Source organism: Peribacillus loiseleuriae, assembly GCF_001183985.1.
GTDB lineage: Bacteria > Bacillota > Bacilli > Bacillales > DSM-1321 > Peribacillus > Peribacillus loiseleuriae.
In genome coordinates, this window is sequence record NZ_LFZW01000001.1 from 3,282,438 (window position 1) to 3,299,887 (window position 17,450).

18 protein-coding genes are annotated in these 17,450 nt (G+C 37.5%); 4 read left to right on the forward strand and 14 right to left on the reverse strand.

What is annotated here, in order from left to right:
- Nucleotides 1-27: 27 nt before the first annotated feature.
- From AC625_RS15310 to mce, 3 genes are all read right to left on the reverse strand, one after another.
- Nucleotides 28-1,149 carry a tripeptidase T gene (locus AC625_RS15310; RefSeq protein WP_049682063.1) on the reverse strand — a complete coding sequence of 374 codons (1,122 nt, stop codon included), beginning with the start codon at nt 1,147-1,149 and terminating at the stop codon, nt 28-30.
- A gap of 215 nt (nt 1,150-1,364) precedes the next feature.
- The gene (locus AC625_RS15315) at nt 1,365-2,915 is read right to left on the reverse strand and encodes an acyl-CoA carboxylase subunit beta (protein WP_049682064.1); all 1,551 of its coding nucleotides are present in this window, start codon (nt 2,913-2,915) and stop codon (nt 1,365-1,367) included.
- Nucleotides 2,899-3,327 (reverse strand): methylmalonyl-CoA epimerase, encoded by a 429-nt coding sequence (gene mce / locus AC625_RS15320; protein ID WP_049682065.1) that lies wholly within the window; start codon nt 3,325-3,327, stop codon nt 2,899-2,901. The genes AC625_RS15315 and mce overlap by 17 nt, the downstream gene beginning before the upstream one ends.
- A gap of 185 nt (nt 3,328-3,512) precedes the next feature.
- Here mce and prli42 point away from each other — a divergent pair, with 185 nt between their 5' ends.
- The gene (prli42, locus tag AC625_RS26870; protein ID WP_156187554.1) at nt 3,513-3,611 is read left to right on the forward strand and encodes a stressosome-associated protein Prli42; all 99 of its coding nucleotides are present in this window, start codon (nt 3,513-3,515) and stop codon (nt 3,609-3,611) included.
- Between the two features lie 144 nt (nt 3,612-3,755).
- Here the strand turns inward: prli42 and AC625_RS15325 are convergent, their stop codons facing one another.
- The 5 genes from AC625_RS15325 to AC625_RS15345 form a co-directional block, all read right to left on the reverse strand.
- Entirely contained in the window at nt 3,756-4,265 is a 510-nt protein-coding gene (locus AC625_RS15325) for a L,D-transpeptidase (protein WP_049683767.1), read from the reverse strand.
- A gap of 27 nt (nt 4,266-4,292) precedes the next feature.
- Nucleotides 4,293-5,285 carry an aromatic acid exporter family protein gene (locus tag AC625_RS15330; protein WP_049682066.1) on the reverse strand — a complete coding sequence of 331 codons (993 nt, stop codon included), beginning with the start codon at nt 5,283-5,285 and terminating at the stop codon, nt 4,293-4,295.
- 146 nt (nt 5,286-5,431) lie between these two features.
- Nucleotides 5,432-6,154 carry an amino acid ABC transporter ATP-binding protein gene (locus AC625_RS15335; RefSeq protein WP_049682067.1) on the reverse strand — a complete coding sequence of 241 codons (723 nt, stop codon included), beginning with the start codon at nt 6,152-6,154 and terminating at the stop codon, nt 5,432-5,434.
- Nucleotides 6,147-6,806, reverse strand: a complete 660-nt coding sequence (locus AC625_RS15340) for an amino acid ABC transporter permease (protein WP_049682068.1) — start codon at nt 6,804-6,806, stop codon at nt 6,147-6,149. The genes AC625_RS15335 and AC625_RS15340 overlap by 8 nt, the downstream gene beginning before the upstream one ends.
- 88 nt (nt 6,807-6,894) lie before the next feature.
- Nucleotides 6,895-7,719 carry a transporter substrate-binding domain-containing protein gene (locus tag AC625_RS15345; RefSeq protein ID WP_049682069.1) on the reverse strand — a complete coding sequence of 275 codons (825 nt, stop codon included), beginning with the start codon at nt 7,717-7,719 and terminating at the stop codon, nt 6,895-6,897.
- Between the two features lie 439 nt (nt 7,720-8,158).
- Between AC625_RS15345 and AC625_RS15350 the strand changes: the two genes are divergently transcribed.
- From AC625_RS15350 to AC625_RS15360, 3 genes are all read left to right on the forward strand, one after another.
- Complete coding sequence (locus AC625_RS15350) at nt 8,159-9,031, forward strand: TetR/AcrR family transcriptional regulator (protein WP_049682070.1); 873 nt, start codon at nt 8,159-8,161, stop codon at nt 9,029-9,031.
- Between the two features lie 369 nt (nt 9,032-9,400).
- Nucleotides 9,401-10,618, forward strand: coding sequence for an MFS transporter (locus AC625_RS15355; RefSeq protein ID WP_049682071.1), 1,218 nt, complete (start codon nt 9,401-9,403; stop codon nt 10,616-10,618).
- A 215-nt stretch (nt 10,619-10,833) separates the two neighbouring features.
- Nucleotides 10,834-11,739, forward strand: a complete 906-nt coding sequence (locus AC625_RS15360; protein WP_049682072.1) for an AEC family transporter — start codon at nt 10,834-10,836, stop codon at nt 11,737-11,739.
- A 200-nt stretch (nt 11,740-11,939) separates the two neighbouring features.
- Here the strand turns inward: AC625_RS15360 and AC625_RS26875 are convergent, their stop codons facing one another.
- From AC625_RS26875 to AC625_RS15385, 6 genes are all read right to left on the reverse strand, one after another.
- Nucleotides 11,940-12,107 (reverse strand): hypothetical protein, encoded by a 168-nt coding sequence (locus AC625_RS26875; protein WP_156187555.1) that lies wholly within the window; start codon nt 12,105-12,107, stop codon nt 11,940-11,942.
- A 432-nt stretch (nt 12,108-12,539) separates the two neighbouring features.
- Nucleotides 12,540-13,352 (reverse strand): MetQ/NlpA family ABC transporter substrate-binding protein, encoded by an 813-nt coding sequence (locus AC625_RS15365; protein ID WP_049682073.1) that lies wholly within the window; start codon nt 13,350-13,352, stop codon nt 12,540-12,542.
- Between the two features lie 74 nt (nt 13,353-13,426).
- Nucleotides 13,427-14,089 (reverse strand): methionine ABC transporter permease, encoded by a 663-nt coding sequence (locus tag AC625_RS15370; protein WP_049682074.1) that lies wholly within the window; start codon nt 14,087-14,089, stop codon nt 13,427-13,429.
- A complete protein-coding gene (locus AC625_RS15375; protein WP_053178114.1) occupies nt 14,082-14,843 on the reverse strand; it encodes a methionine ABC transporter ATP-binding protein in 762 nt (253 codons plus the stop codon). The genes AC625_RS15370 and AC625_RS15375 overlap by 8 nt, the downstream gene beginning before the upstream one ends.
- Before the next feature lie 495 nt (nt 14,844-15,338).
- On the reverse strand, nt 15,339-15,959 hold the full coding sequence (locus tag AC625_RS15380) for a YitT family protein (protein WP_049682075.1): 621 nt from the start codon (nt 15,957-15,959) through the stop codon (nt 15,339-15,341).
- A gap of 711 nt (nt 15,960-16,670) precedes the next feature.
- The gene (locus AC625_RS15385) at nt 16,671-17,381 is read right to left on the reverse strand and encodes a GntR family transcriptional regulator (RefSeq protein ID WP_049682076.1); all 711 of its coding nucleotides are present in this window, start codon (nt 17,379-17,381) and stop codon (nt 16,671-16,673) included.
- Nucleotides 17,382-17,450 lie beyond the last annotated feature (69 nt).

Here is a 17,450-nt window from a genome sequence, read left to right on the forward strand (position 1 = left end):
ACAGATTCCAGTCATATGTTCGCTTAGTTATTCTCCTGCAACTTCTTCGATAATAGCTAGGACCATTTCTGTTAATTTTGTTAACTCTTCAACAGGAATTTTTTCATTGGTTGTATGGATGTCTTCATAGCCGACAGCAAGGTTTACTGTTGGAATACCGAAGCCAGCAATGACGTTTGCATCACTTCCACCGCCGCTTTGAAGAAGCTTTGATGGGCGATTGATTTTAGCTGCGGCTTTCTTGGCTACTTCAACAACATGATCGCCATCGCCATATTTAAAGCCAGGGTACATAACTGTTACTTCAACTTCAGCTCTTCCACCCATTTCAGATGCAACGGATTCAAACGCTTGTTTCATTTTCTCAACTTGAGTTTCCATTTTTTCTGGTATTAAAGAGCGAGCTTCAGCCAATATTTCAACAAAGTCACAAACAATATTTGTTTGCTGTCCACCTCTGAAATAGCCGATATTTGCTGTTGTTTCTTCATCGATTCTGCCAAGCGGCATTTTCGCAATCGCTTTTGCTGCCATCGTAATGGCAGAAATTCCTTTTTCAGGGGCAACGCCAGCGTGAGCTGTTTTGCCGTACATTTTTGTAAAGATTTTTGCTTGAGTTGGAGCAGCTACAATAATATTCCCAACCTTTTCATCACTATCTAGTGCATACCCGTATTTAGCTGTAACAAGTGAACGGTCTAAGGCTTTCGCACCAACAAGACCTGATTCCTCACCTACCGTGATAATGAATTCAATCGTACCATGCGGAATGTTTTCCTCTTTTAATACACGAAGAGTTTCAAGCATCGCTGCAAGACCCGCTTTATCGTCTGCTCCAAGAATCGTTGTACCATCAGAGACGATATAGCCGTCTTTAATGGACGGCTTAATCCCATTCCCAGGAACGACCGTATCCATATGTGAAGTGAAGTAAATCGTATCCACTCCTTCCTTCGTTCCTTTCAGCGTGCATATCAAGTTGCCTGCTCCATGGCCTGTAACTGCTGCGGTATCATCCTCAAATACATCCACACCTAGAGCCGTGAATTTTTCTTTTAAAACTTTTGCAATTTCCGTTTCAAACTTAGTTTCCGAATCGATTTGGACCAATTCAAGGAATTCCTTTACAATGCGTTCTTCATTAACCATTTCAACAAAACCTCCAATATGTATATACCTGATAAGGTCCATTTCCTGATCGGAAAAATTCCGATGAGGGATCTTCACATTATCACAGGCAATAATCCACCAGTTTGGGGAGAACAGTCCCCTTTTGAAGTAGTTTAACTACTTCAACATTCCTAGTATATCGCTAATCGTTCGGTACCCGCAAGATATCATGTTTCATTTAACGATTTTCACTTTTATAAAGGAATATTCCCATGTTTTTTTAAAGGTCTAGATTCTTTTTTGTTACGCAGCATCTCTAGAGATTGAAGTAATTTAATCCGTGTTTCTCGGGGATCAATGACATCATCGACCATTCCCTTACTCGCTGCTACATACGGATTCGCGAATTTCTCGCGATATTCTGTAATTTTCTGTGCGCGCGTCTGCTCTGGGTTATCACTATTTTCAATTTCTTTTGCAAAAATAATATTCGCAGCTCCTTGAGGCCCCATGACAGCGATTTCAGCATTTGGCCAGGCAAATACAAGATCTGCACCAATTGATTTACTATTTAATGCTACATAAGCACCCCCATATGCTTTACGGAGAATGACCGTCAGCTTTGGAACTGTGGCTTCTGAATAAGCATAAAGGATTTTTGCGCCATGACGAATGATTCCTCCATGCTCCTGCTTAACGCCCGGAAAAAAACCAGACACATCTTCAAAGGTAATCAGTGGAATGTTGAACGAATCGCAAAAACGAATAAACCGTGCTGCTTTGTCTGAAGAATCGATATCAAGTCCGCCAGCCAATACTTTGGGCTGATTGCAGACTAGTCCAACCACTTCACCCTTCATTCTTGCTAATCCTATGACAATATTTTCCGCAAAATCTTTTTGGATTTCCATGAATGAATCCGTATCTACGACTTCACCAATTACTTTAGAAACATCATATGGACGTAAAGTATTAAAAGGAATAATTTCTGTAAGTTTTGGTCGGTAATCATCTTTTTCATCAGCTGCATAGTGTGGTGGTTTTTCATCATTATTTTGCGGTAAATACATGAGTAGCTGACGCACCATTTCCAATACTTCTTTTTCTGTTTGAGCTTGAAAATGGGCGTTTCCGCTAATACTAGTATGTACAATTGCACCACCTAGATCTTCTGCACTAATCTTTTCTCCAGTCACCGTTTCAACCACTTTTGGTCCTGTAATGAACATTTGGCTCGTATCTTTTACCATAAAAATGAAATCGGTTATAGCTGGTGAATAAACTGCTCCCCCAGCACATGGGCCCATCATAACCGAGATTTGTGGAATTACACCCGAATAAATCGTATTCCGATAAAAGATCTGTCCATAGCCATCTAGTGAGGCAACCCCCTCTTGAATTCGAGCGCCACCGGAGTCATTCAGTCCGACAAACGGCGCACCATTTTTCGCAGCTAGATCCATTACATTTGCTATTTTCTTTGCATGCATTTCTCCGAGCGCACCGCCGAACACTGTGAAGTCTTGAGAAAATAAATAAATCGGACGTCCGTTCACTTTTCCATATCCTGTTACAACGCCTTCTCCAAGTCCTTTAGTTTTGTCTAGACCAAAATCAACACAGCGGTGCTCGATAAATGGATTGAGTTCAACGAAACTCCCTTTGTCAACCAAAAGATGAATTCGTTCTCTTGCAGTTAACTTGCCTTTTTCATGCTGCTTAATAATTCGCTCATCTCCACCACCAAGCTCTACTTCCCATCGTCGGTCATACAACTTATTGATATGTTCATAAATGTCTGTCATTTTCCTCCTCCTCGTAATTCTCACACAACTCATAAAGAACGCCGCCACCTGATTTTGGGTGAAGAAAAGCAATCTGAGCGTGATGAGCACCAATTATTGCTGTCTTATCAATCATATGTAAGCCAGCATTTTTAATATCTTCAATTCGAGAGGAAATGTTTCCCACATTAAAAGCTATGTGATGAATGCCTTCGCCTCGTTTTTCAATAAATCGGGCTATTGGGCTATCCTTAGATAGTGCTTCCAATAATTCCAACTTTGTATTGCCAGCATTTACAAATGCTACCTTGACTCCTTGATTCTCGACTATTTCAATTCCTTCCAGCTCCAATTTAAATATATTCGTATACAACGGCAACGCTTCCGCTATCGATGTGACAGCTATACCTATATGGTCAATCTTCTTTATCATAAAAAGCCCCCAGTTTACTATTGTTGAATAATGATAATATTCTGTTAATTAAAGCCAATCCTACTAATATTCTTTAAATCGGTTATCAACAATATACTCTTGAGATTCTACTATGGACGAGTTAAACTGTATATATACGTATGCTGTAAGGAATTCCAAACTCCTTACAATGAGGAGAGATTAAAATGAAAAACAAGAAAACGAGAAAAATCGTTGTTTATTTAATGATTATTTCCATGTTGTTGACAAGCCTACTTTCTGGCATTGCCTTCCTCCTACAATAAAAAGAGATCGCCCAAAAAGGGTTAGCCCCCCACACTTTAATTATCGTTTATTAGATACTCGTCAATAAATGATAATTAATTGATGTGGGGGCTAACCCTTTCGCTTTTTAAACAATCTCTTTTTTTGGTGGTGCTTCGCCGTTCTCATTTCATTGCTCCTTGCTCTTTAGCCAATGTTGCAAAGTCTTTTGGTGAATGAGTGACAAAAACCTTTGTTCCAATTGGTACACGCTCGTATAAATGTTCGATATCGGCTTTTCTCAAACGGACGCACCCATTCGAGATATATTTCCCAACAGAAGCTTGATTATTCGTACCATGAAGTCCATAAATTCTCCCATCGGTTCCTAATGCATCAAAGCCAATCCACCTCGTTCCAAGTGGATTTCTAGGATCACCTCCAGGGATGTTCTTTTTTCGGAAATACGGATTAACAGCCTTCACTTTAACGGTAAATAATCCTTCTGGAGTAAGCTCGTTGCTTCTTCCCGTGCCAGCTGGGTAGACATTCTGAACTTTATTATCATCAATGAATGCCACCTTGTTGGTTGCTTTATTCACGATGACAAAGGGTTCTCCAACAACAGCTGAAGCGGACATCGGGACAAAGGGCAACAATATACTTGTAAGGATTAAGGAAAGTAGTATCTTCATTTGATCAAACCTTCCATTCATTTTCCGTTAGTTTTCACCCACCTTCAACTTTTCATGCTGTTTTTTTGGTTCTGGTAGACCTTTAAATGAATGCTTAAGTTGCAAATACTGCTCGATTTCCTTCATTAACTGTAATAACGCTGCTCTCGATTCAAACTCTTCTCGGGTCACAGGAAGCTCCATTTTTTTAAAAATCTGTTCCATCTCATCAAGTTTTTGTAAATAAATAATCGCGGTATTTTGTGGATGGACGTTGTTGCTTAGCTCGATGAGAAATTCCCCTAACATCTTGCTTTGCTTTACTTTTGACGGAATATTCGTAGCGAGCAGCAAAATGCGCTCAATAATTTCAAATTGCTTTTCCCTCATTTTAAAATAATGATAATAGACGTCATCTTCACGCAAAAAATGATTTTCTACATCACGAAATGCTAACGTCTTTGCTTCCGCTAGTAATTTTGTTGTCTCAGTAATTTCTTTCCCATCCCATTCACTTTCGTTGGTATGCAAATAATTCACTAACTCCATAAGAATTTTGCTGAAATTCTCCTCAATTTTTTGCTGGTAATCGATTAATTTATTCTCAAGACTCGGCATATACCAGTTCATCAATAAGGCTGAGCCAATTCCAATTATGATAATTCCTAATTCATTCAGCCAGAGATCCAGCGTAATATGCTCAGCTGTATATAGATGGAGGATAATAACGCCACTTGTTACGATGCCTTCATTTACTTTCAAGGCAACCGTTGTTGGTATCAAAAGTAATAAAATAATGCCAATGATAACTGGATTATAGCCAATTAGTTCAAACAGGATGGTGGAATAGACCATCGCAATTAAACAGGCTATGAATCGTGAATAGGCGGCCCCAAGAGATTTCTTTTTCGTTACCTTCGTACATAGGATTGTGATAATTCCTGCAGATGGAAAACTATCCAACCCCGCTAATTGTGCTAGAAAAATGGCAAGCGTCGTGCCAGCTGCCGTTTTCAATGTCCGATATCCAATTTTAAACATAATGATATCACCTAATTTTCTTATGATAGTACCCATCTTACCAACAAATGCAGCCAATTTATAGTGAAAGTGCTATTGACTACCATAATTCTAGTATTCACATTTTTCCGCAAAAAAAAGACAACTGCTAGTTGTCTTTTTTAGTCTTATAAAACTTTTTCCAAAAATTCTTGCGCACGCTGACTTTTCGGGCTTGAAAAGAACTCACTTGGCGGTGCATCTTCGACGAGGTTTCCTCCATCAAGGAAAAGAATTCGGTCAGCTACTTCACGCGCGAAGCCCATTTCATGTGTGACAATGACCATCGTCATTCCTGTATGAACAAGATCTTTCATAACAGCTAACACTTCTTTAACCATTTCTGGATCGAGTGCAGAAGTAGGCTCATCAAACAGCATAACATCAGGGTTCATTGCAAGTGCTCTAGCAATTGCAACACGCTGTTTTTGCCCCCCAGATAATTTATTAGGATACTGCTTTTCTTTATCTGCTAGGCCCACTTTTTTTAGTAGTTCCCGTCCTTGTTTTTGTGCCTCTTGTTTGGAAAGACCTTTCACCTTCATCGGTGCATAGGTTAAATTATCCAGAACTGTTTTATGTGGGAACAAATGAAAATGTTGAAACACCATTCCAACATTTTCCCGGACTTTCATGATGTTTGCTTTCTTATCGGTAATATCCGTTTCTTTTATCCAAATTCGCCCAGAAGTTGGCTGTTCGAGTAAATTCAAACAGCGAAGAAATGTGGATTTCCCTGACCCTGAAGGACCAATAACTGCGACTACTTCGCCTTCTTTAATACTTGTGTTGATTCCTTTAAGGACGTCCAGTTTTCCATAACTTTTGTGGAGGTTGTCTACTTTAATCACTGCGTTTCATTCTCCCTTCAACCAATTTGCCAATCACAGTTAAAATCATGACCATCACATAATATATCAACCCAGCAAATAAAATCGGCTCGAAAAATTTATATGTTTCGCCACCGACAATATAAGAACGGCGCATGATATCTGCTAGTCCAATAGTTGTGACAATTGCTGATTCTTTTGTTAACGTAATAAATTCGTTCATTAAGGCTGGTAAAATATTTTTGAACGCCTGAGGCAGAATAATGCTTAACATCATACTCGAATAGGGAACACCTAGCGCAAGTGCCGCCTCTCTTTGTCCCTTATCAACAGCATTAATTCCACCGCGAATCACTTCTGAAATATAAGCAGCTGAATTTAAACCGAATGACAAGAAAGCTGCTTCAAAAGCATCAATTTGTACGCCGAACAATTGTGGAGATCCAAAATAAATTAACATAAGCTGGAGCACAAGCGGTGTGCCGCGGAAAATAGAAGTATAAAAGTCCGCAATCCATTTCAATGGCTTCATGCGGCTAATTTTCATTAACGACAACACGATTCCCAAAACAATCCCGATTACCGCTGCTACAGCAACGACTTTTAACGTCATAGGAATTCCCTCTAAAATATAAGGTAGGGAGGGCATAATTCTTTCAAAATCCAAGTTCAAACCATTCATCCTCTCTTTGATCATTAAACAGGAAAGCGCGGAAAAACGTTCAAAAGAGAACACGCACCCTTCTGAACGTTTTCTTCAATTATTTAGCTGTTTCGCCACTAAACCATTTTAATATAAGTTTTTCCATTTCACCGTTTTCCATCATTTTTTTCAGTTCAGTATTAAATTTTTCAGTTAGTTCACTATCTTTTTGGAAAGCAATCGCTGAACCTGCTTCTTCTGTTTTTGTTTTTCCGTCAATCACATACCCAGCAAGATCTGAATTGTCAGCTAAATAGCCTTTTGCGACTGTATCTTCAATAATGGCTGCATCAAAACGGCCAGCTTTAATTTCTTGCACGATATCTGGAATTCGATTACGGTTTTCAATCGTAAGGTCTATGCCGTCTTTTTTAAGATCCTTGGCAATTCCTTCTTGGATGGACGCTAATTGAACACCTACTGTAGCACCATTCAGATCTTTAACATCTTTGATTTCCCCATCTGCTTTCGTTACAATCATATGGTTCGATTTGTAATAAATATCACTGAAATCCACTGTTTTTTTACGATCTGCAGTAGGAGACATCCCCGAAAGAACAAAATCTACTGTACCGTTTTCTAAAGAAGGCACAAGTCCATTAAAGTCGATATCCTTCACTTTGAATTCATAGCCAAGTTTTTCAGTAATAGCTCTAGCCACATCTATATCAAAGCCAATGATATCATCACTCTTTGCCGTCTCAACATATTCAAATGGCGGATAATCCGCTGATGTTCCCATCATTAATACTTTTTTTCCATCACCATTTGCTGATTCTTTATTGCTTGCTGAATCATCATTATTGGATGTGCCACATGCGGCTAAAATGCCGATCATCATAATCATGGCAAACATAAGCATAAGTTGTTTACTATTCTTCATTCTATACTCCTCCGATACCATCATGAATTGACTTTTCCCTATCAAGATTTAATACATTCATTATAGGAAAATATTATTATATCTTTTAATATTCATACACTTTAATGTATTTTAACACATTTTTATATTTATGCAATAGCATTTATAATAATAGATCTGATCAAAATCTGATGAATGATTTTACTAATCCCTTCTTTGTTATTTCAATATGTATTATCTCTCTTACATTCATATTCAATACAAAAAACTAGAAAAGCCTCTCCCTATACACTGAAATACTATTGCATGTTTGGATGCTTTGTATTGCGAATATGTTTGGATATTAAAAATTTCGCTATACGAAATTTTTTACGTGAAAGTGTTCGAGACCTGTGGTAGAATTTATAAAGAGATGACCAATTGGTCAATTCAAAAACCAATCGGTTTATGGAGGTTCGGGATGAACGAAAAGAAACGAAAAATATTAATCGCTGCTATGAAACTTTTTTCGAAAACAAGCTTCCACCAAACGTCCATGCAGCAAATTGCTGATGTATGCGGAGTCTCAAAAGGAAGCTTATATACCCATTTCAAATCGAAAGAAGAACTCTTATCCGATATTTTTTCGTATTATTATCAAATGCTAGGCCAGCAAATGGCTGCAGCAGAAACGAACGTTGATTCAGTCGAGGAAGCCTTTATCCGGGAAATTGCTATTCGCCTCCGTCATTATTGCGAATTTCACGAGTTTTTCCAAATGCAAATGAATGAGGTTAGAGGGCTTGAGGACCCATCACTCAATCAATTCGTGCATCAAGAACATACCAAACTACTCCGGAAAACAGAAAAAGGAATCGTGTCGGTTTTTGGGAAAGATGCAGCAGCGTATGCGACAGATTTAACGGCTACGCTAAAAGGCATGTTGATTACCTACGTGCGCGGCATTGTTGAAGAGGGAAAAACGTGTGACCCTAATGAACTTGCTCGTTTTCTGTTTTTACAGCTTAACGCAATCGTACGCACATTCATTGAGGAAAAACCTAATCCGTTTTTTATGACTCCTCCTTTGCAAGCACAGCCACAAGAAACCACTCATCCTCTTTACATCGTTCGGAAAATGAAAGAAACGATTGCCTCATTAAATATGCAAGCAGAAGATATTATTTTTGAATCTGTGGAAATTCTGGAAAAGGAACTGTTAGAAATAAAACCGCGTGTAGCGGTTTTATCAGGAATGATCCACAATTTAAAAGAAAACAGCGGTCTTGTGGAACTTGCGTCTGAATTGGAAAAAACGATTAAACAAATGCCGATCACTACACTTATTAAATAAAGTGAAACTAACCATCAGTGGGGGAAATCTCGCTAATGGTGTCCCGTTCGTCGTGTCTCTAAATCGTAAGCTGCCGCTTCGATAAAGCGACATGACGAACTAAGGTTCAATGAATCACACCAATCGGGGATTTTGCTATAAGTAACGTCTACTACGTTGCTTACGTCCCATGATAGTCCGACAAGCATAAGCTTTGTAATACTCCGGGGCGTAGTTTGATAACCTCAGACGGGCTAGGAGCCGCAGCTAGATTAGGCTGTTTATCCCCCACCTATTTTTTCTTCATTCTCTAAATAAAAATTGAAGTGGCGTATTACAGCCTGGTAAACCAGGATAAAATTAGAACGTATAAAGAAAGCGGGTTAATAAATGTCAAGAAAAAAATTACAACAGTTCCCCCTTCTCATATTAATGGCCAATATGTTTATCGTCATGACCGGGATAGGGCTCGTTATTCCAATCATGCCAACGATTATTCATGATTTTGGAGCTGGTGGGAAAACCTTTGGCTTTTTGATTGCTACTTTTGCTTTGGCACAATTTATCTTTTCACCGATTGCCGGGGATTTGTCTGACCGATTTGGTAGAAAGAAAATCATTGTGTTCGGTTTAATTCTTTTTTCATTATCACAATTTATCTTTGCTTTTTCTCAACAACTCGTACTGCTTTTTATTTCACGGGCGATTGGCGGGATCGGTGCAGCCTTTTTAATTCCATCCATGATGGCCTTTGTAGCAGATATTACAACTACAGAAAACCGTGCTAAAGGAATGGGGCGTCTCGGAGCTTCGATGTCACTAGGATTTGTTGTCGGACCTGGTATTGGGGGCTTTTTAGCGGCTTTTGGAGTGAAAGCGCCATTTTACATTGCGGGAGCTGTTGCCGCTATTGCCGTCATTTTGTCCCTCTTTTTCTTGAAAGAACCAGCCCGTTCAACCAAATCTGAACAACCAGCAAAACGAACTTCATTGATCAATCAATTAGCTGTTTCCGTAAAAAAACCGTATTTCATCCTTCTACTCATGATGTTTACTCTTTCATTCGGTTTGTCGAATTATCAGTCAACCATCAGTTTGTTTACAGATGTGAAGTTTGGGTTCAGTCCATTTGATATATCAATGTTAATGGTCGTTGGCGGTTTAATTGGAGTCATCGTTCAAGCGTTTGTTCTCGATCGAGTGCTTAATCGATTTGGTGAAGTACGCGTTATGAATTCGATGCTTGTCGTGACGGCGATTTCCTTAATCAGTCTTTTGTTTGCAACTGGTTTTGTCTCTGTATTATTTGTATCCACCTTTTTCTTTATCGCGACATCCTTGATTCGGCCCGCCATCAATACGACCATATCAAAAATGGCTGGAAGCGAACAAGGTTTTGCAGCTGGTATGAATAATGCATATATGAGTATCGGCAACATGGTCGGCCCTGCACTCGCTGGCGCATTATTTGATGTAGACATGGGTCTGCCGTATATATTTGGCGCAGCCATTATCTTCGTAACATTGCTTATTTGCATCAAATGGGCAAGTGGCGAGAAAAAGAAGCAACAGGTAACAACAGCAAATCATACAGGCTCAACTAGATAAAAGAATGGCTCCATTAGAAAAAATCACCCAAGTCTCGCCATAAGGCTAGAGATTTAGGTGATTTTTTTAATAGATAAAAAGATTACACTCAATAATTTACATGAAAATCATTATTTTACAGTAAAAAATCTTTTCAACATCTTTAGGTATATAAATACAAAGATATGATAGTGTGATATATTTTTCTTAACTACATTCAGAGGGGATCATACGGTATGAATCAACAATTTCTTTATATAATAGTCATCATATGCATTGGATATCTATTAAAACGTATTAATCTATTAAAAGAAAAAGATGGGGAAACCATTTCTAGAATTATTTTTAATATCACCCTACCAGCTCTAGTTATCGTTTCACTTAATTCGGTCAAAATTGAGCCTTCATTAATCCTGTTACCTGTAATAGCGTTTTTGATTGGCTTTATTTCTCTTTTTCTCGCTTTCTTTGTATTCAAAAAAGAAGAGAGGGTGCTTAAAGGAACTTTAATGATGATGGCTACAGGATATAATGTAGGCTTATTTGCCTTCCCCCTCGTTGAAGCAATTTGGGGTCCGATAGGTCTAATTTATTTCGGAATGTTTGATATAGGAAATTCCCTAATTGTCTTTGGACTTTCTTATATAGCGGGAAGCTATTATTCAGAGAAGGGACTAGTCCTTAAACCGATTGGAATTGTAAAAAAACTCAGCAAATCTGTTCCTTTAATGACGTATATCATTGCGGGCACTTTAAGTTTCAGCAATATCCATTTTCCGGGTGGATTCATTGATATAGCTACGATTATATCTAAAGCTAACTTGCCCTTATCTTTACTACTATTGGGTTTATATTTAAACTTTAATTTTGAAAAACAATATTTGAGACCTACCATTAAGTACGTCCTTTTCCGATATGGTTTCGGGCTTATAGTTGGCTTAGCGTTTTACTTTTTACTTCCTTTCAATCAAATGTTTCGATACACGATCTTAATTGGATTATTACTACCGGTTGGTCTATCCGTTTTGCCCTTTGCTCATGAATTTAAATATTCTACTCATCGCTTAATTGGCACACTATCAAATATTTGTATTGTAATTAGTATTATCATATTATATCTCTTCGCTAACTTTATTCTTTAAGTTGAAAACGATGAAGATATTCTTACAGTTCTAATATTATTGGGAGTAACAAGCTAGAATCACAAGAATAGTAAATAGATTGATACAGCCTAAACTTACGGCGACAAATCTTGGAAAGCATTCCAAAATTTGTCGCCTCGTTATTCGAAGTAAATCCTCTACTGTAATCTACTTTCAAATCATAGAATACATCTTTTAATTTAATAACTAATTCCTTTAAATAGTAAGTTCACATTTGACTTTTTATCGATTTTCTTCTTTCTTTGCAACTCCTTAGCCTTCATAAATGCATCCATCATTCCACTGGCTTCTATAATTATTTCTTCTGCTTCTATTTGATTATCCAAGATAAAAATATAATCTTTCATGATGTAGCCTCCTTTGATGTCTAGTTTATTAATAAAGTTTTAATTACACTGTAAAAGTTTATGTTATTTTCATAAAAATAATGTATGCGTTTACATTGATTGACAAAAATATTTTTTCTCCCCTTCTACTTTCATTAAAGGGGAACTTTTTCTTTTTTCTAATCGATTAAAGTAAAATGTTATATCGATATCCTAATTATAATATAAGCGCTTACAAAAAGCTATGAACAATTTGTGAATTTTATTGCCGGATAGATTGGTTTCAACAAAAGGGGTGTCTCAACAGCAAAGGGCCAGACCCCGCAACAACTAAATACAGTACAAGATTAGTGTATGAAACACTACATACTGATTTAGAGTGCGAGGTCAGGCCCTTATGGGACAGCCTCTTTTCAATTGAATAATTAGTTTTATTCAAATTGATAGTCAGAATTATTCAAATGCAGGTAAAGCCGTTTCTGCGTAATCTTCCTCTAAAAATTTCTTGACTTCAGGTCCGGTCAATTTTTCAGCTAATGTCTGGATAGCTTTTGATTCAGCATTGTCAGAACGAGCAATTAAAGAGATCGCAAATTCTGAGTCCACAGTTTCTGTCAATAAAGCATCCTTACTTGGCGTTAAGCCAAGCGGAGCAGCATAGGACGGGTACAAGGTCACGAGATCAGCATCATCCATCATCCTAGCAAGCATGAGCAAGTCTACTTCTTCAAACTTGTAGTTTTTCTTATTTTCCACTATATCAGCCTGGGTCGCTTTAAGCCCTACGCCTTCTTTCAACTTTATGATACCTTGATCGGCAAACATAATGAGTGAACGAGCAGTATTTACCGAATCATTCGGAATAGCGATTGTTGCACCTTCTGGCAGCTCTTCCATGCTTTTATAACGTTTTGAATAAGCACCAAAAATGGCATGATAAATAGGCTTTACAAGAACTAAATCCGTGCCATTGCTTTCATTATACTGTTCCATAAAAGGAACATGCTGGAAAAAGTTTACGTCGACTTCCTTGTTGGCAAGGGCATTATTCGGTTGCACATTATCGCCAAGCACTACGATGTCCAGATTAATTCCTTCTTCTTTCATCAAAGGCTTTACAATTTCCAACATATCCGTCATAGGCGGAATCAATGTGGCAACTTTTAAATTGACTACTTTCTTTTCTCCAGGGGCAGGTTTGGCTTTGTCGCTACAGCCGGCCAATACAAACATGGTTAGTACTAAAAGCGTGATGATTTTTTTCATAGTTGATTACCTCTCAATCTGTTATTTTCTCCTGGTTTAACAGGTTGTAATACCCCACTGATGGAGGTTTTACTTTATCGTTTGTCCAGTTTTTTGGCGATGGTCGTTCCAGTATACTGAATCATTTGTACAAAGAAAATCATAATAATAATCATATAAATCATTAACTCAGTTTCAAAGCGCTGATAGCCATATCGAATCGCAAAATCACCAACTCCGCCTCCGCCGACAATACCCATTACGGTTGAATAGGATATAAAACTAATCGTTGACGTTGTTAATCCGAGTAGCAGACTTGAACGTGCCTCTACGAACAAAAACTTAAAGATAATTTCTGGGACTGAAGCTCCCATGGAAACAGCCGATTCAATGATACCACGTGGAACTTCGAGAAGGGCCTGTTCCACTAATCTTGAATAATAGGCGATAGCCATTATAGAGAGAGGGACCGTAGCGGCCATTGTCCCGATTGCTGTTCCAACAATAAACCTTGTAAAAGGAATTAAAAATACGACGAGCAATAAAAACGGGAACGAGCGAACAATATTAACAAATATATTCAAGCTGGAATATAAGGCTCGATTTTCAAGCATTTGTCCTTTTCGACAAAGATATAGCAAAGTTCCAATCGGTAATCCGACCAAAAGAGCTGCAAAGATGGATATCCCAACCATCACAAATGTTTCACCAATCGACTGCCAGATTTCAGCTTGATACTTTAAAATGATTTCAGGCATTCGAATTCCTCTCTTTTTCTGTTAATTGCTGCAGAAACCATTTTGGATCATTTTTAGGAATGATGTACGCTTGGGATTCAATTGAAACTGTTTCAAGTATTTCTCCACTTTCCATAACCGTGACTTTATCGCAAATACTTTTCACGACGTCCATCTCATGGCTGACGATGACAATCGTTACACCCAATTCTTTGTTCACTGTCTGCAATACGTCCAGAATCCCTGCTGTTGTCTGTGGATCCAAGGCAGAAGTAGGTTCATCGCATAACAAAACAGCTGGTCGGTTTGCAAGAGCTCTTGCAATGGCTACCCGCTGCTTTTGTCCGCCGCTTAACTGTGCTGGATATTGATGGGCTTTATCTCGAAGCCCGACAAATTCCAAGCATTCTTTAACTCGATCTCCCTTAGCCTTTTTTGAATAGCCAGCTAGTTCAAGTGGTACTGCAACATTAGCAAATACTGTCTTGTTCGCAACCAGATTAAAATGCTGAAAAATCATGCCAATCGATCGCCTTGCTTCACGAAGTTTACGGTTTGATAGCGTCGTTAACGTTTGATTATTGACTACAACTATTCCTTGATCTGGAGTTTCAAGCACATTCATTAAACGAAGCAGTGTTGATTTACCAGCACCACTCGCACCAATCACACCGTGAATTTCGCCTTTATCTATGTTTAGCGAAACCGAGTGCACTGCTTGCAAAATTGATTGGTGCTGCTGATAGCTTTTACTTACATTATGTAAAGATATCACCGTGCACATTCCTTTCTATTACTCTACCCTTTGTTCCTATGTATGGTTCCTATCCAAATAATTATTATAGCCTTTGTTAGATAAGATGTCACTCCCCTCATATTTCCTTCAGCACTCCTCTGCAAAACGGAAATTTTATACAAAGATCATTCTTTTTCTGTTCTGCATTGTGCTTGAATGAATTCAATGTCCAATCCACTTTCTTGAAATACGTATCTTCAATATTGTAAATTCCCAAATTCATAATCCGTTCATAACACTTTAAAAGCCATCTGGCTTTATTCCCTCAATGAATATCGCAAAAAATTTCTGAAGCTATTTCGCTGATGCTTTTGAACATTTACAATTTCGAGTTCTTCTTCTCCGTATTTCAATGTTTTCGCTTCCGTTTCTTATCATTCACTCATTTAAATACCAATGGCAAAAATGAGTATACGCCCCCGGTGATTTACCTTCACAAAAGCCGTGGGTGTCGACGAGGCAGATACCCATTCTTCACTTTAAATTTGTGATTCCCTCCCCAGTCTCTTTTTCTATCTTTTCGCTCTTCTGTTTTCTATTTAGCATTTTCTTTAATAGATACGAAAAGAGTAACGTATAAGCAACTCCCTTAATAATCGAATGATAACCGTAAACGAACAGACCAAATAATAAGACAATAAGGTTAATAATTCTTATTGTCACTGCTATATCTACCTTTTTATTTTTATGATTTAAAATTAGAGCTATAACATCAAACCCAACAGTGGATGCATTTGCTGTTATACATAAATAGTATCCAAATGCGATCAAAATCGATGAAATGATAATCACTATCACGATGTTTACATCTATGCTTATATTCAGTGAATAAAAAAGGTTAAAAAACAACATATAACAAAGGCTACTTACTATCGATTTAAAAAAGTATTCTTTTCCTAGAAAAATTAAACAGATGATTAATAAAAGTCCTGTTACAAAATTGGCTAGCATGGCAATGCTATAGCCAGATATAGCATGTAATAGTAACGCGGAGCTTGTCACACCACCATTAATAATTTCATTTGGCACGATTAAATAAGCATAAGCAAAAGTCATCGAAATATTTCCCGCAATGATCTTTATTATATCTCTCATTACATATACCTCCTTCCAATTTAAGTTAAAAGAAAAAGCTTCAAAATTAGATGTTTGAAACTTTCTCTTGGATAAATAAATTTATTTGAACTAAGAACTGGTAGGAACGCAATTTAACTGTAACTGTAAATCTTTCGGCTCGTTTAAGTTACTTTTTACGCCCCAAATAAAGATGCTTAGAAAAATGTAAGAAGGGTTAGATAAATCTGCTAGCTCGTTAGCTTGGTAATCTTATAGTTGGACTTTTTCCCGTTTAAAGCTGTAGTATGTGTTTCCTCTTTTTAGAATATTAGAAGTAAGACGCTTTTGATTAAAAGAAGTACGAGAATTACCAAATGATGGATAGACGGAATATTGGCAGCAGTAGTTTTCTTTACAATTATTAATTTTACACTTCTCTGTGCAGTCTATGCTAGAATGTGGAAGCAAACCAATGAATGTAAAGCAATACTTTGTTGGCGGAAGATCATTTGGGGCAGTTTTTCATTTTAAACGATAAGACTAATGGTGTAAAAAAGCATTACCATGAGCATTCATTCTAGCTTTAAAAAGATTTCTATTTTTCGATCCAAAAAGGCTTAACCCACATTGGACTCTTGGAACAGGACAAACCACAGATTTTAGGAAGCAAATAATCCAAGCCTCTCTACGAACATAGAAGACTTGGATTATTTAATGTGGCCGGTAATACGTTTACTGGTTTTTAGATTGTTAGTTGTTCTTCCGAGACATTTTCATAGCGAATGAGTACATATCTGATCGAAAGAGTCCTTTATAATATTCCACCATGTTGCCATCAGAATCAAAGATCATACGCTCTGTAATTAACAAGCACATTGTATCGGATACAGCTAAATGTTCAGCATCTTCCATTGTAGGATAGCCGCATGTTATAATTTGTTCTGCTTCACAAAAGTTAATGTTAAGGTCCCCTTCGAGAGCATCATATAAAACAGTCGTACTTAAATCATATTCTGCAATCTTTTGTCCAAGTTCTATCGGATAATAATGTAATTCGATTGCGATTGGTATATCATCCTGTAATCGTAGCCTCTTAATATGGTAAGACTCATCTTCAAATCCATTTGCATCGGCAATATTTTCAGGAGTTATTACAGGTCCATGGTTTAATAATTTTATCCCCATATTTTTAGTAGTCTCAGTAAAACTAATCATTTTAAGCCATTCTTGTACCGGTTTTAGAGATACGAATGTTCCCTTACCATGCCTTTTCTCTAATATTCCCTCGCGAACTAAAATAGAAACCGCTTCTCTTACAGTGCTCCTACTAACAGAATACATATCCATGAGTTCTCTTTCACTTGGGATTTTGTCCTTATAATACCCTTGTAAAATTTGATCTTCTAATATATTTTTTAATTGAGCATGTAATGGAATTGGATTGTTAAAGTCTAACTCCATAAAAATTCCTCCAAGTCTAAAAAGACATTGTGATGTTCGTATCAGTTACCACATTATAGACTAAGTTTT

Coding starts and splice junctions, on each gene's coding strand:
- AC625_RS15310 (WP_049682063.1), bottom strand. CDS start 1,149: ATGGTTAATGAAGAACGCATTGTAAAGGAATTCCTTGAATTGGTCCAA.
- AC625_RS15315 (WP_049682064.1), bottom strand. CDS start 2,915: ATGACAGACATTTATGAACATATCAATAAGTTGTATGACCGACGATGG.
- mce (WP_049682065.1), bottom strand. CDS start 3,327: ATGATAAAGAAGATTGACCATATAGGTATAGCTGTCACATCGATAGCG.
- prli42 (WP_156187554.1), top strand. CDS start 3,513: ATGAAAAACAAGAAAACGAGAAAAATCGTTGTTTATTTAATGATTATT.
- AC625_RS15325 (WP_049683767.1), bottom strand. CDS start 4,265: ATGAAGATACTACTTTCCTTAATCCTTACAAGTATATTGTTGCCCTTT.
- AC625_RS15330 (WP_049682066.1), bottom strand. CDS start 5,285: ATGTTTAAAATTGGATATCGGACATTGAAAACGGCAGCTGGCACGACG.
- AC625_RS15345 (WP_049682069.1), bottom strand. CDS start 7,719: ATGAAGAATAGTAAACAACTTATGCTTATGTTTGCCATGATTATGATG.
- AC625_RS15350 (WP_049682070.1), top strand. CDS start 8,159: ATGAACGAAAAGAAACGAAAAATATTAATCGCTGCTATGAAACTTTTT.
- AC625_RS15355 (WP_049682071.1), top strand. CDS start 9,401: ATGTCAAGAAAAAAATTACAACAGTTCCCCCTTCTCATATTAATGGCC.
- AC625_RS15360 (WP_049682072.1), top strand. CDS start 10,834: ATGAATCAACAATTTCTTTATATAATAGTCATCATATGCATTGGATAT.
- AC625_RS26875 (WP_156187555.1), bottom strand. CDS start 12,107: ATGAAAGATTATATTTTTATCTTGGATAATCAAATAGAAGCAGAAGAA.
- AC625_RS15365 (WP_049682073.1), bottom strand. CDS start 13,352: ATGAAAAAAATCATCACGCTTTTAGTACTAACCATGTTTGTATTGGCC.
- AC625_RS15370 (WP_049682074.1), bottom strand. CDS start 14,089: ATGCCTGAAATCATTTTAAAGTATCAAGCTGAAATCTGGCAGTCGATT.
- AC625_RS15380 (WP_049682075.1), bottom strand. CDS start 15,959: ATGAGAGATATAATAAAGATCATTGCGGGAAATATTTCGATGACTTTT.
- AC625_RS15385 (WP_049682076.1), bottom strand. CDS start 17,381: ATGGAGTTAGACTTTAACAATCCAATTCCATTACATGCTCAATTAAAA.